5 protein-coding genes and 1 pseudogene are annotated in these 14,741 nt (G+C 68.7%); 3 read left to right on the plus strand and 3 right to left on the minus strand.

The window, feature by feature from the left end:
- Positions 1-142: 142 nt before the first annotated feature.
- From AC1RJ9_RS02610 to AC1RJ9_RS02620, 3 genes and pseudogenes are all read left to right on the plus strand, one after another.
- Complete coding sequence (locus tag AC1RJ9_RS02610) at positions 143-7,549, plus strand: beta strand repeat-containing protein (protein ID WP_492834978.1); 7,407 nt, start codon at positions 143-145, stop codon at positions 7,547-7,549.
- Positions 7,550-7,715: 166 nt separating this feature from the next.
- Positions 7,716-9,734, plus strand: a complete 2,019-nt coding sequence (locus AC1RJ9_RS02615; protein ID WP_492834976.1) for an O-linked N-acetylglucosamine transferase, SPINDLY family protein — start codon at positions 7,716-7,718, stop codon at positions 9,732-9,734.
- 20 nt (positions 9,735-9,754) lie between these two features.
- Positions 9,755-11,572, plus strand: a pseudogene (locus AC1RJ9_RS02620) (FkbM family methyltransferase); the annotation flags it as partial.
- 6 nt (positions 11,573-11,578) lie between these two features.
- Here the strand turns inward: AC1RJ9_RS02620 and AC1RJ9_RS02625 are convergent.
- Genes AC1RJ9_RS02625 through pcaF form a run of 3 tightly spaced genes read right to left on the minus strand, consistent with a single transcriptional unit; the run spans position 11,579 to position 14,708 of the window.
- The gene (locus tag AC1RJ9_RS02625; RefSeq protein WP_492834974.1) at positions 11,579-12,346 is read right to left on the minus strand and encodes an HTD2 family dehydratase; all 768 of its coding nucleotides are present in this window, start codon (positions 12,344-12,346) and stop codon (positions 11,579-11,581) included.
- Entirely contained in the window at positions 12,346-13,509 is a 1,164-nt protein-coding gene (locus AC1RJ9_RS02630; protein ID WP_492834972.1) for an acyl-CoA dehydrogenase family protein, read from the minus strand. Before AC1RJ9_RS02630 ends, AC1RJ9_RS02625 begins: the two co-directional genes overlap by 1 nt.
- Positions 13,509-14,708 carry a 3-oxoadipyl-CoA thiolase gene (gene pcaF / locus AC1RJ9_RS02635; RefSeq protein ID WP_492834971.1) on the minus strand — a complete coding sequence of 400 codons (1,200 nt, stop codon included), beginning with the start codon at positions 14,706-14,708 and terminating at the stop codon, positions 13,509-13,511. The genes AC1RJ9_RS02630 and pcaF overlap by 1 nt, the downstream gene beginning before the upstream one ends.
- Positions 14,709-14,741: the final 33 nt, after the last annotated feature.

Raw genomic sequence — 14,741 nt, forward strand, 5'->3', positions numbered from 1 at the left:
CGTTGAAAGGACTTGGAAAGGAAATATGGTTACCGGAATCGGGCCATAGTCTGGCTTGTCGCGGGGCGCTTGAGTTTTGGGGGGCGTCTCCATGGTTTGCGTCCGGGCCCGCAGGTGCGTGTCCGCCAGCAAGGGTGGGTGAATGTCGATCTCGAGCCTTTCTGCAGCGCAGATCTCGAACCTCTCGATCACGGCGATCCAGGGGCTGTCCACGACAGACATCCAGTCGCTCAACGGGTCTCAGATCGCCGCGATCAGCGCGACGGGGATCGGCGCGCTCGCCGACACCCAGGTCGCCGCGCTCAGCACGACCCAAGTCAAGGCGCTTACCGCCACCCAGATCCCGAAGTTCGCGACTTCGGTGGTCTTCGACGTCACCCAGCTGACGCAGCTCTCGACCAACCAGGTTTCCGCGCTCACTTCGACCCAGCTCGCGGCCCTCGACGTGTCGCACATCGCCAGCCTCGGCTCGACCCAGATCGGCGCCCTGTCGGCGACCAACTTCTCGGGTCTGGTCGGCACCCAGATCGCCGCCCTGAGCCAGGACCAGATCAAGGGCGTCAGCGTCGTCCAGGCGAAAGCGCTAAGCGTCGCCGATGTCGGCGAGCTGGTCGGCACCCAGATCGCCGCCCTTGGCGTCGACCGCGTGGCCGCGCTGTCGACGACCAACGTGTCGGCGCTCGACGCCACCCAGATGGGCTCGCTGACCACCACCCAGATCAAGAGTCTGACGGCCGCGCAGGTCAAGAGCCTGACCACCACCGACATCGGCGAGATGTCGACGACGCAGGTCGGCGCTCTTTCGGCCGCGCAACTGGGCGCGCTGACCACGGGCGCGTTCTCGGCCCTGGCGGCCACGCAGATGGCCGTGCTGACGGCGACCCAGCTCAAGGGCGTCACCAACGACCAGATCAAGGCCCTGACGGTCACCGACGTCGGTGAGCTGTCCTCGACCCAGGTCGGCGGCCTCAGCGTCGCGCAACTCAGCGCCCTGACCACGGGTCAGGCTTCTACGCTGTCGACGGATCAGATCGCCATCCTGGCCTCGACCCAGGTCGCGGCCCTGTCGACCTCCGCCTTCTCGGCCCTGAACGCGACCCAGGTTGGCGGGCTGAGCGAAAGTCAGATCAAGGGCCTGACGGTCCAGCAGATGTCCGCCCTGAGCGTCGGCGACGTTGGCGAGCTGACCTCCACGCAGGTCGGCGCTCTTTCGGCCGCGCAACTGGGCGCGCTGACCACGAGCGCGTTCTCGGCCCTGGACGCCACGCAGGTGGCGGCGTTGTCGACGAGCCAGATCAAGGGTCTGACGGCCAACCAGCTGAAGGCGCTGACGACCACCGACATCGGCGAGCTGACGACGACCCAGATCGGCTCCCTGGCGACCAGCCAGTTGGCCGCCATCACCTCCACCAACATCTCGGCGCTGGCCGACACCCAGGTGGCGGCGCTGACGACGACCCAGATCAAGGGTCTGACGATCGACCAGATGAAGGGGTTGAGCGCCGCCGACGTGGGCGAACTGTCCACGACCCAGGTCGGGGCCCTGCTGCCGAACCAGCTGGGCTCGCTGACGGCGGCGGCCTTCTCGGCCCTGGCCGACACTCAGGTCGCCAGGCTGAACAACAGCCAGATCGCCGGCATCAGCGCGACCCAGATCCGCGGCATGACGGTCACCGACATCGGTGAGCTGTCCTCGACCCAGATCGGCGGCCTGACGACCGCCCAGGTGGGCGTGCTGGCCACCACCCAGGTGCAGTCGCTGACGACCACCCAGATCGGCGGGCTGACCTCGACGCAGCTGGGCGCGGTCAGCACGACCAACCTGACCCTGATGGACGCCACGCAGTTGGGCGCCCTGACGACGACGCAGCTCAAGGGCCTGACCGCCCAGCAGATGGGCTCTCTGACCGTCGCCAATGTCGGCAACCTGGTCGACACCCAGATCGGCGGGCTTTCGTCGACGCAGCTGGGCGCCATCTCGACGACAAGCTTTTCCTCGCTGAGCGCCACCCAGGTCTCGTTGATCAGCGAGACCCAGATCAAGGGCCTGACCGCCAACCAGATCAAGGCGCTGACGACCACCGATATCGGCGAGCTGTCTACCACCCAGGTCCGTTCCCTGACGACCGCCCAGCTGGGCGCGATGTCCTCGACCAATCTTTCGGCGCTCGACGCCAACCAGATGGCGGCCCTGACCGAAACCCAGGTGAAGGGCCTGACAGCCGTTCAGCTGAAGAACCTGACGACCACCGACATCGGCGAGCTGACCACCACCCAGGTCAAGGCGCTGAGCGCCGACCAGATCAAGAACCTGAGCACGGCCGCCGTCTCGGCGATGGTCGACACCCAGGTCGCGGTGCTGAGCAGCACGCAGGTGAGAGGTCTGTCCGCGGCCCAGCTGCAGGCCATGACGGCCAGCGACATCGCCGAACTGGCCGATACCCAGATCGGCGCCCTGGCGACCTCGCAGCTGTCGGCTCTGAACCTGACCAACGTGAAGAGCCTTTCGACGGCTCAGCTGAGCCAGCTGACCGCCACGCAGGTCGGTTCGCTGTCGGCGACGAACTTCGCGGCGCTCGACGCCACGCAAGTCGGCTCGCTGACCGAGAGCCAGGTCAAAGGCCTGACCAGCGCTCAACTGGCCGCCTTGACGGCCTCCGACATCGGCGAGCTGGCCACGACCCAGATCAGCGCCCTGAGCGCGGCCCAGGTCGGCTCCCTGACGGCGACGGCTTTCACCGCGCTCGACGCGAACCAGACGGCGGCCCTGACGACCACGCAGATGAAGGGGCTGACCTCTTCGCAGCTGAAGGCCCTGTCGATCACCGACATCGGCGACCTGGCCGGCACCCAGATCGGCGCCCTGACGGCGACTCAGCTGGGCGCCATGACCTCGACGGGCTTCTCGGCCCTGAACGCCACCCAGATGGCGCAGATCTCGACGGGCCAGATCAAGGGCCTGACGGCTGATCAGCTGAAGAACCTGACCGTCACCGACATCGGCGAGCTGTCGACCACCCAGGTCTCGGCCCTGACGGCCGACCAGATCAAGAACCTCTCGGCGGCGAGCATCTCGGCCCTGGCCGACACCCAGATCGCAGTCCTGGTCAACACGCAGATCCAGGCGCTGAACACGACCCAGCTGAAGGGCCTGTCGGTCTCCGACATCGACGAGCTGTCGGCGACCCAGGTCGGCGCGTTGTCCGCGGCCCAGCTGACCGCTCTGGTCTCGACCCAGGTTCAGGAGCTTTCGACCGCGCAGCTGGGCGCCCTTACCGGCACGCAGGTGGGCGCGATCACGGCGACCAACTTCAGCCTGATGGACGCCACCCAGATGGGCGCCCTGACCTCGACCCAGCTGAAAGGCCTGACCACCGCCCAGGTGGCGGCGCTGACGACCACCAACGTGGCCGCCCTCGCCGACACGCAGATCCAGGCGCTGAGCGCGAGCCAACTGGGCGCCATGGCCGCGACCAGCTTCTCCGCCCTGAATTCGACCCAGGTCTCGCTGATCAACGCGACGCAGATCAAGGGCCTGACGACCGCGCAGGTGAAGGGTCTGTCGGTCACCGATATCGGCGAGCTGAACACGACCCAGCTGTCGGCCCTGTCGACGGCCCAGATCGGCGCGCTGTCGGCCGCCAATTTCTCGGCCCTGGTCGACACCCAGGTGGCGGCGCTGACGGCGACCCAGATGAAGGGCCTGACCGCCGCCCAGATCAGCGGTCTGTCCCTCACCGACGTGGGCGAGCTGTCTTCGACCCAGATCGGCGCCCTGGGCGCCGACCAGATCAAGAACCTCTCGCCCGCCAATCTCTCGGCCCTGGACGCGACGCAGACCGCGGCTCTGACGACAAGCCAGATGAAGGGGCTGACCAACACCCAGATCGCCAGCCTGACCGTCACCGACATCGGCCAGCTGAACCAGACCCAGATCGGCGCGCTGTCGAGCGGCCAGATCGCGGCGCTGAACGTCGCGGACCTGTCCACCACCCAGATCTCGGGCCTCAGCGCCTCGGTGATCGGCGCGCTGGGCGCGACCAAGTTCGCCGCTTGGGACGCCACCCAGGTCAGCGCGCTGAACGACACCCAGATCAAGGGTCTGACCGCCTCGCAGCTGGGAGCGCTGAACGCCACCGACATCGCCGAGTTCTCCACGACCCAGGTCAAGGCCCTGACGCCGACCCAGCTGGGCGCGCTCTCGGCCACGGGCTTCTCGGCTCTGGACGCCACCCAGGTCGGCGCGCTGTCGACCACCCAGATCAAGGGCGTCTCGGCCAACCAACTGAAGGCGCTGACGGTCACCGACGTCGGTGAACTGTCGACCACCCAGGTCAATGCGCTCTCGGCGGCGCAGGTCGGCGCGCTGACGGCCACCGGCTTCTCGGCCCTGGACGCCAATCAGGTCGCGGCCCTGACGACGACCCAGATCAAGGGTCTGACCGCTGACCAGCTGAAGAACCTGACCGTCACCGACGTCGGCGAGCTGCTGACGACCCAGATCCAGGCCCTGACGGCCGACCAGGTGAAAAACCTCTCGGCGGCCAGCATCTCGGCCCTGGCCGACACCCAGGTCGCGGTTCTGGCCAACACCCAGATCCAGGCGCTGAACGCCACCCAGCTGAAGGGTCTGTCGGTCACGGACATCGACGAGCTGTCTTCGACCCAGATCGGCGCGCTCTCGGCCCTGCAGATCGGCGCCCTGGCCGGCACCCAGGTGCAGGAGCTGTCGACGACCCAACTGGCCGGCCTGACCGCCAGCCAGGTGGGCGCGCTCAGCAACACCGCCTTCCTGGCCCTGGACGGGACCCAGGTGCAGAGCCTGACCGCGACCCAGGTCAAGGGCCTGACGGCCACCCAGCTGAAGGCGCTGGACGGCTTCAACACCTCCGAGTTCTCGACCGCGGTGGCCAAGCTGTCCGCCAGCCAGCTGGGGGCGCTGACCACCACCGCCCTGAACGCCCTGGATCCGACCCAGATCGACGCCTTGACGACCACCCAAATGGCGGGTCTGACCGGCACGCAGGCGAACGGTCTGTCGGGCTCCTTCCTGCTGTATATCGACGAGACCCAGGCGGCCTCCATATCGACCAGCCTGCTGTCGGCGCTGTCGACGACCATGCTGGACAACCTGGACAGGACCAAGGCCCAGGCCTTGACGGCGACCCAGCTTAAGGCGCTGACCGTCGCTCAGATTGGCGGCTCCGCCGGCAATATGCTGCACGAGCTGACCGGCACGCAGCTGAGCAGTCTGACGACGGCGCAGATCGGCGCGCTCAATGCGACCAATATCAGCGCGCTCGACGCAACGGCGGTGAAGTCGCTGACCACCAGCCAGATCGGCGCGATCAAGAAGGAAGCCATCAGCAACTTCGCCAACTCCTTCTATGACGACCTGCAAGCCAGTCAGATCCCGGGCCTCACGGCGATCCAGATCGGCGCGCTGCCGCAGGGCATCCTGGGCGCCTTCGGCGACACCAATGTCGCCGCGCTGTCGTCCACCCAGATCGGCGCGCTGTCGACGACCAACCTGAGGTCGCTGTACCAGACCCAGACCGCCGCCCTGACCACCACTCAGGTCAAGGGCCTGACGGCGACCCAGATCAGCGGCATGGGCTATGACGCGTTGGATCTGAGCGAGACGGCCATTGGCGCGCTCAGCCCGACCCAGCTCGGCGGCTTCGAGGCCACGTCCTTTAACAACCTGAGCGAGACCAAGTTCGCGGCGATCACCTCGACCCAGGTCAAGGGCCTGACCGCCACCCAGATCAAGGGTTTCGCCCAGGGCGGCGCGCTCGACCGTCTGGCCGACACCCAGATCCAGGGGCTCTCGGCCCTGCAGGTCGGCGCGTTCAGCACCACGGGCTTCTCGCTGCTGAACCAGACCCAGGTCGCGGCGCTGAACGCCACCCAGGTCAAGGGCATCGCGGCCAGCCAACTGCAAAGCCTGACGACCAACGACATCGGCGAGTTCTCGACCACCCAGATCCGGGCTCTGACCGCGGATCAGATGAAGCAGCTGTCGGCGACCAACATCTCGGCGCTTTCCAGCACCCAGGTCGGGGCTTTGGTCAACACCCAGCTCCAGGCGCTGAACGCCACCCAGCTGAAGGGTCTGTCGGTCACCGACATCGATGAGCTGTCGGCGACCCAGATCGGTCAACTCGCGGCGGCCCAGATCAGCGCCCTGGTCCCGAGCCAGTTGCAGGAACTGTCGACCACCCAGGTTGGCGGCCTCACGGCCACCCAGCTGGGCGCGATCTCGTCCACCAACGTCTCGCTGATGCGCGACACCCAGTTGGCCGCCCTTTCGACGACCCAGATCAAGGGTCTGACGGCGCTGCAGATGGGCGGTCTGAACACCGCCAACATCGCCGCCCTGGCCGACACCCAGGTGCAGGCTCTCAGCTCGACCCAGCTAGGCGGCATGACGCCGACCGGCTTCTCGAACCTGAGCGCCACCCAGGTGGGCGTGCTGACCTCGGTGCAGCTGAAGGGTCTGACGACGGCTCAGGTCAAGGGGCTGACGGTCACTGACGTCGCCGAGTTCGACGAGACCCAGATCGGCGCGCTGTCGGCGGCCCAGATCGGCGCCCTGAGCGCGACCGCCTTCTCGGCCTTGGTCGACACCCAGGTGGCCGCCCTGACGACGACCCAGATCAAGGGGCTGACGGCCGACCAGCTGAAGGGCCTGAACACCACCGACATCGGCGAGCTGACGACGACCCAGGTCGCCAGCCTGGCCCCGACCCAGTTGGCGCAGATCTCGGCGACCAACCTCTCGGCTCTCGACGCCAACCAGACCGCCGCGCTGACGACGGCGCAGGTCAAGGGCCTGACCCTCGACCAGGTGAAGGGTCTGTCGACCACCGACATCGGCGAGCTGGCCGACACCCAGGTCGCCGCCCTGACGGCGCCGCAGGTAGGGGCCTTGAACGCGGCCCAGGCCGGGACGCTGTCGGCCGGCCAGATCGCCCTGATGGCCGCGACCCAGGTCGGCGCCCTGTCGACCACGGCCTTCTCGGCCCTGGCTGGCACGCAGGTCGGCGCGCTCAACAGCACGCAGGTGAAGGGCATCGTTCCGAGCCAGCTGGCGGCCTTGAGCCCGGCCGATGTCGGCCAGTTCATCGACACCCAGATCGCGGCGCTGAGCATCCTGCAACTGGCGGCGATGTCGGCGACCAACATCTCGGCCCTGGACGCCACCCAGACCGCCGCGTTGACCACGACCCAGGTGAAGGGGCTGACGGCTTCGCAACTCAAGGGCCTGTCGGTGACCGACGTGGGCGACCTGGCGGCCTCGCAGCTGTCGGCCCTGACGAGCACCCAGCTCGGCGCCCTGGGCACGACGGTGATCGACGCGATGAGCACGACCCAGATCGGCCAGTTGCAGGCCACGCAGATCTCCGGCCTGACCGCCACCCAGCTGGACTATCTGTCGACGACCAACATCGCGGCGCTGACCACGACCCAGGCCAACGCCCTGACGACCGCTCAGGTGCAGAGCCTGAGCGACGCCCAGATCGCGGCCTACCTGACCGTGAGCTGATCCCGGCCGCCGTCCGCGCCTCCCCGAGGCGCGGACGGCGAACCGCTTGCGATCCTTGCTCTCGGGCATTGGTCGAGTTTCAAACCCCATGCCATGATCACGCAGCGCTGACTCGCGCGCCGCTTTCGCGCGCGCCTGTCCGCCGCCCATCGGTTTCAGGAAGACAATGGCCGACATCGATACGCTGAACCTGCTCAGCACGCTGACCGCCGAGGGATGTTCGCTCGGCGACCTGATCACCCTTGCCTCGAAACTTGGCGCGGAGGGCCAGCCAGCTCTTGCCGACCAGGCCTACAAGGTCTGGATCAAGTTCAACGCCGAGCACCCGCAACTGTCGGTGGCGTTGTTCAACCGCGCGGTCCTGCAGGCGGCTCTGGGCGACAACCCCGGCGCGGCGGCCTCGCTGGAGCAGGCGATCAAGCTCAATCCCGACTTCCTGCCGGCCTATGTGAACCTGGGCGGCATCCAGGAACGGGCCGGGCTGGGCGAGCTGGCCGTCGCCACCTGGGAGGCGGGCGCCAACCGCCAGGTCGTGATCAGCGGCGTGGGCGCCGGCTACGCCTTCACCTGCCTCAAGCAGATCGCGCGGCTGCTGGGCGACATGCACCAGTCGGCCCGCGCCGAACTGGCCCTGCAGCGCGCCGCCGAGCTGGACCCCTCGGCCATGGACGTGATCGGCCAGCTGGTCGCCACGCGCCTGTCGCTGTGCAAGTGGCCGGCCCTGCAGCCGACCGAGCGCGTCCCCCGCGAAACGCTGCTGGAAGGCGTCAATCCGCTGTCGGTCGCCGCCTATACCGATGACCCGTTGCTGCTGCTGGCCGCGGGCGCCCACTTCGTCGAGCGCGAGGCCAAGGTCACGCCCGAACAGATCCGTGTCGACCGCCGCGACGCCCCGATCGACATCGCCGGTCGCCGTCCGCGCATCGGCTACATTTCCTCGGACCTGCGCGACCACGCCGTCGGCTACCTGATGGCCGAGCTGTTCGAGGTTCACGACAAGTCAAAGGTCGAGGTCTTCGCCTACTACTGCGGTCCGGAGTCCAGTGATGGCCTGAACACCCGCATCCGCGCGGCGGCGGAGCACTTCACCGACATCCGCCCGATGTCGGACGACGAGGCCGCTCAGCGCATCGTCGACGACGGCATCGACATCCTGGTCGACGTCAACGGCCACACCCGCGACGCCCGCACCTCGGTCTTCGCCCGCCGTCCGGCCCCGATCATCGTCAACTGGCTGGGTTATCCGGGGACGATGGGCAGCGACTACCACCACTACATCATCGCCGACCCGTGGATCATCCCGCCGGAGATGGAGCTCTACTACTCCGAGGCCGTGCGCCGGATCCCCTGCTATCAGCCCAATGACCGCCGCCGGAAGGTGGAGGAGACCGACCCGACCCGCGCCGAGGCCGGCCTGCCCGAGGACGCCTTCGTATTCTGCTGCTTCAACGGCACGCAGAAGATCACGCCGCACGTCTTCGATCGCTGGATGGAGATCCTCAAGCGCACGCCCGGCAGCGTGCTGTGGCTGCTGGACAGCAATCCCGAGACCAACGCCCGCCTGCGCGACGCGGCCGAGGCGCGGGGCGTGGACCGCACCCGCCTGGTCTTCGCCCTAAAGCTGCAGAACGCCTTCCACCTGGCCCGCTATCGCCTGGCCGACCTGTTCCTGGACACCACGCCCTACGGCGCCCACACGACGGCCTCGGACGCGCTGTGGATGGCCGTGCCGGTCCTGACCTGGTCGGGGCGCTGCTTCGCCTCGCGGGTCTGCGGCAGCCTGGTGCGTAGCGCCGGCCTGCCCGAACTGGTCGTCGACAGCGCGGAGGCCTATGTCGAGAAGGCCGTCGAGCTCGGCGCCGACCGCGCCAAGGCCCGGGCTCTGCGCGACACGCTGGAGGCCAACCGCGATAGCTGCGTGCTGTTCGACATGGACCTGCTGGCCGGCAAGCTGGAAGCGCTTTACGACGAGATGATCGCCGAGCATCAGGCCGGCCAGAGGCCGCGCCCGAACCTGACCAATCTCGACACCTACTTCCGCATCGGCCTGTCGCTGGACCGCGACGATCGCGAGATGCAGACCGAGCCCGACCTGCACGCCCTTTACCGCCACGAGTTGGCGCGGCGCGACCAGGTCAAGACCATCCCCGCCGATGGCCGGCTCTGGGAAGGCGGCGCTTCGTGAGCCAAGTCTCGCCGGCCGATCTGTTCGAACGTCGCGCGACGCGGCCGTCGCAGTTCGGCCAGTTGGCGAGCCTGGGCGATCTATCGGGTCTCGTGGACCAGCTCCGGCGATGCAAGGCGCAGGACCCGGATTACCGAATTCTGGTGGTCGGCGCCGGCCCGCCCCGTTGGCCGGACGATCTGCGCGACGCCGCGCTGGGCGGGGCGGACGCCGATTTCCCCGGCGACCTCTCCGATCCCGAGACCTATCGCGCCGTGCTGGCCCATGTGGCGCGCGAGGGCCGCTTCGACTGTGTGCTGGCCACGCATGTGGTCCAGACCCTGGCCCGGCCGTCCGTGTTGCTTGAGCGCCTGCCGCTGATCGCCGAGGCCGGCTGGATCACCACGCCGTCACGCTATCTGGAGGCCCTCAAGCCCGAGGGCGCCTATCGTGGCTTCGCCCATCACCGCTGGGCCGCCGACCACCTGGACGGCGCCCTAGTGCTGGCCCCCAAGACCCCGCTGCTCGAGCACCTGACCTTTCCGGGCGAGGCTGTGTGGGCGCAGGCCCCGCAGCGTTTCGAGCTGCAGGTCGGCTGGCGCGGCGGCCTGAACTTCGCGGTGATGCTGGGCGAGGGAACCTTGCCGGTCGGCGCCCAGGCCCTGGCCCTGCTGGGCCGCTTCTTCGAGGGCGTGCCGGCCGAGGCACCGCCCGGCGCCGCGCCGTCGGCGGAAACGGCGCTGGACGTCGCCGCCGAGCTGAGCAAGGCCATCGCCACCGCGCGCGATACGCAGTCGGGCCTGCATCCGCTGGGCCGGATGAAGTTCTACCATGACGCCGTCAGCCTGATCCTCTGCGAGCCCCTGACCCGCGAGCGTGTCGAACTGTTCGAACTGCTGCTGGCCGAGGCCGCGGCCATGGGCATGGAGTCGCCCGGCCCGGAGTGGGGCGACTGGGTTAACCACTACCGCGCGGTGATGGAGGCCCTGACCGGAGCGGATCTCGATGGGCCGACCCCGCCCGCGCCGGACGACGGCCCGCGCACCTTCCTGACCGGGGATGGCCAGACCCTGGACGACGAGGGCCTGAAGGCCCACGCGGACGCCCTGGGCGCGCGGGTGGTATTCTTCGCGGCGGGCGATCCCCGCTATGTCGAACTCTACGGCCGCTGGCTGGCGCTGTCGGTGCTGAAGCACGGCGACGTGCCGTTCCTGGTGATGATCCATGTGATCGGCGGCGCGGGCAAGCTGGCCGAGGCCGCCGCGACGGTGCGGATCCACGATCCGCGGGTGGTGTTCGTCGGCGACGACTTCGACGCTTCGGCGGTGACCACCCAGTGCTTCGAGGCGCCGCCGAAGGGGCTGATCGAGATCCCGGTCGCCCACTACCAGTCGGTGCGGTTCCAGCGCCTGGGAGGGTTGCTGGACCTGCTGCAACGGCCCGTCTTTGTGTCGGACATCGACCTGCTGCTGCAGCGCGGCGTCGCCGACCTGCTGGAGCAGTGGACCGACGCCGATCTGGTGCTGAACCTGAACGACAAGAATTTCCAGGCCGGTTCGCGGATCACCGCCAACCTGGTGCTGGCGCGTCCCACGCCGGAGACGTCGATCCTGCTGCGCTGGCTGCGCGCCTATCTGGACGAGCGGCTGTCGCGCGCCACCGTCACCCGCTGGATCGACCAGGTCGCCCTGAACCTGGCCCGCCGTCACCTGGAGCTGCACGCCCCGGGGGCGAAGGTGGGAACCTTCGACACCCAGAGCGACATCAACAACGTGATGTTCAAGGAATATGTCGAGGGCCACCCGTTCCGGTTCCTGTCGCTGTACCACGGGTTCGATACGTCGACGCTGGAGGAGTAGGGCGGCCTAGAAGGTGGCCGTCGCCTTCATCACCACGGCCCCATCGACCTCCGCCCACAGCGCCGCGCCGTCATCGGTCAGGCGGCCCTTGGCCGTGATCGTATCGCCGGCGAAGGCGGGCTTGAGGGCCCTGAACGAAAAGCGCGTCAGCGGCCGGGCGGGCATGGCCTCGAGCAGCAGCAGGGCGATCAGCGGACCATGGACGACGAGGCCCGGATAGCCTTCGACCTCAGTCGCGTAGGGCAGGTCGTAGTGGATGCGATGACTGTTCGCGGTCGCCGCCGAAAAGGCGAACAGCAGCACCGGATCGGTCGGCGTGTCGCGGCTCCACTCAGCCTGAGGAAGCTCGGCGTCGGGCGTGCGCGGCGCGGGCGGGGCGGCGGTATAGACGATCGTCTGCCGCTCGGTGACGCGGATTTCCCCAGCTTGGCTGAACGTTCGATCGACGGTGACGAAGGTCAGCGGACCGCTCGCGCCCGGCTTCTCCTCGACACTGTCGATGGTCTCGACGAGTTCGGTTTCGAGGCCGGGGTACAGCGGTTTTGTAAACCGAAGGTCAGCCGCCGCGAACATCCGCCGAGGCGCTTCGATGGCCGGCAGGAACAGGCCGCGCCTTTGATGGCCGTCGGGGCCGAGATCGGCGCGCGGGATCGGTTCGGCCAGGCATCCCCAGTGCCAGGCGGGCGGGACCGCGGCCGGCGTCGGCCGGTCCAGCGCCGCCGCCAGGCGCGCCAGGTCCGAGGCCGCCAGGACCGTCGTCCGCCGCCTTTGCATCAGTACGAGCGGGGCAGGCCGAGCACGTGCTCGGCGACATAGGCCAGGATCAGGTTCGTCGAGATCGGCGCCACCTGGTAGAGCCGCGTCTCGCGGAACTTGCGCTCGATGTCGTACTCCTCGGCGAAGCCGAAGCCGCCGTGGGTCTGCAGGCACATGTCGGCCGCCGCCCACGAGGCCTCCGAGGCCAGCATCTTGCCGATGTTGGCCTGCTCGCCGCACGCAAGCCCGGCGTCGTAGCGGGCGGCGGCGTCATAGACCGTCAGGCGGGCGGCGTGGGCCTGGGCGTAGGCGCGGGCGATCGGGAACTGAACGCCCTGGTTCTGGCCGATCGGGCGGCCGAACACGACGCGACTGTTGGCGTAGTCGCGCGCCCTGCCGATCAGCCAGGCGGCGTCGCCCAGGCACTCGGCCCCGATCAGGATCCGCTCGGCGTTCATGCCATCCAGGATATAGCGGAAGCCCTTGCCCTCCTCGCCGATCAGGCTGCCCTTGGGGATCACCAGATTGTCGAAGAAGACCTCGGTCGTGGCGTGGTTCAGCATGGTGGCGATCGGGCTGATCGAGAGGCCTCGACCCTTGGCCTCGCGCATGTCGACCAGGAACACCGACAGGCCATCCGCCTTGCGGGCGACCTGGTCCTTGAGCGTGGTGCGGGCCAGCAGGACCATCAGGTCGGAGTGCTCGGCCCGGCTGGTCCAGACCTTCTGGCCGTTGACCACATAGGTGTCGCCCTCGCGGCGGGCGAAGGTCGAGATCGAGGTGGTGTCGGTGCCGGCCGTCGGCTCGGTGACGCCGAAGGCCTGCAGGCGGATCGACCCGTCGGCGATCCTCGGCAGCCAGGTCTCTTTCTGCTCAGGTGAGCCATGCCGCAGCACCGTGCCCATCGTGTACATCTGGGCGTGCACGGCGGCGGCGTTGCCGCCGCTGGCGTGGACCTCCTCCAGGATCGCCGCGGCCGCTGTCAGGCCCAGGCCGCCGCCGCCATACGCCTCGGGGATCAGCACGCCCAGCAGTCCGGCCTGGGTCATGGCGGCCACGAACTCGGTCGGATAGGCCTTCTCGCGATCCAGGGCGCGCCAGTAGGGCGGCGGGAAGTCACGGCACAGGGCCCGCACCGTCTGGCGCAGGGCCTCGATCAGTTCCGGATCGGCCAGCGACACTAGACGCGCTCGAACGACAGCGCCGCGCCCTGGCCGACGCCGATGCAGAGGGTGGCCAGACCGCGCTTGCCGCCGGTCGCCTCCAATTGGCGAAGGGCGGTCAGCACCAGCCGCGCGCCGGAGGCGCCGAGCGGGTGGCCCAGGGCGATGGCGCCGCCGTTCGGGTTCACGTGGGCGCCGTCGTCGGGCAGGCCCAACTGACGCAACACCGCCAGCCCCTGGGCGGCGAAGGCCTCGTTCAGCTCAACGGTGTCGAAGTCGCCGATCGACAGGCCGGTCTTGGCCAGCAGCTTGCGCACTGCCGGGACCGGGCCGACGCCCATGACACGCGGCGCGACGCCAGCGGTGGCGTAGCCAGTGATCCGAGCGCGCGGCGTCAGGCCGTGGCGCTTGACGGCGTCCTCGGAGGCGACGATCAGCGCCACCGCGCCGTCATTGACGCCCGAGGCGTTGCCGGCCGTCACCGTGCCGCCCTCGCGGACGACGGGCTTCAGCTTGGCCAGGGCTTCGAGCGTGGTCTCGCGCGGATGCTCGTCGCGCTCGACGATCGTCGGGCCGGCCTTGCCGGGAATCTCGACGGGGGTGATCTCGCCGGCCAGGAAGCCGTTGGCCTGGGCGGCGGCGGCCCGCTGCTGGCTGCGCAGGGCGAAGGCGTCCTGGTCCTCGCGGTTCACACCGTAGTCGGCGGCGACGTTCTCGGCGGTCTCGGGCATGGAATCGACGCCATAGGCCTTGCGCATGGCCGGGTTGATGAAGCGCCAGCCGATGGTGGTGTCGAAGATCTCGGCGTTGCGCGAAAAGGCGCTGTCGGCCTTGCCCATCACGAACGGCGCGCGGCTCATGCTCTCGACACCGCCGGCGATCAGCAGGTCGTTGTGGCCCGACAGGATGGCGCGAGCCGCGTAGCCGATGGCCTCCAGGCCCGAAGCGCAGAGGCGGTTGACGGTCACGCCCGGCACGCCGACCGGATAGCCGGCCAAGAGTAGGGCCATACGAGCGACGTTGCGGTTGTCCTCGCCGGCCTGGTTGGCGCAGCCCAGCACCACCTCATCGAGGGCTTCAAGATCGAGGCCGGCGTTGCGCGCGGCCAGGGCCTTCAGCGGGATGGCCGCCAGGTCGTCGGCCCGAACCTTGGAGAGCGCGCCGCCGTAGCGACCGATAGGTGTGCGGAGGCCGTCACAGAGATAGGCGGTGGTCATGCGAAGGCTCCCGGATCGTCGCGCTCAAACAAG

It is taken from the genome of Caulobacter sp. GW822-FHT07D08, assembly GCF_058798735.1.

Bases quoted from the DNA above. Each gene is read 5' to 3' on its own strand.
- AC1RJ9_RS02625 (WP_492834974.1), bottom strand. From the start codon at position 12,346: ATGCAAAGGCGGCGGACGACGGTCCTGGCGGCCTCGGACCTGGCGCGC.
- pcaF (WP_492834971.1), bottom strand. From the start codon at position 14,708: ATGACCACCGCCTATCTCTGTGACGGCCTCCGCACACCTATCGGTCGC.
- AC1RJ9_RS02610 (WP_492834978.1), top strand. From the start codon at position 143: ATGTCGATCTCGAGCCTTTCTGCAGCGCAGATCTCGAACCTCTCGATC.
- AC1RJ9_RS02615 (WP_492834976.1), top strand. From the start codon at position 7,716: ATGGCCGACATCGATACGCTGAACCTGCTCAGCACGCTGACCGCCGAG.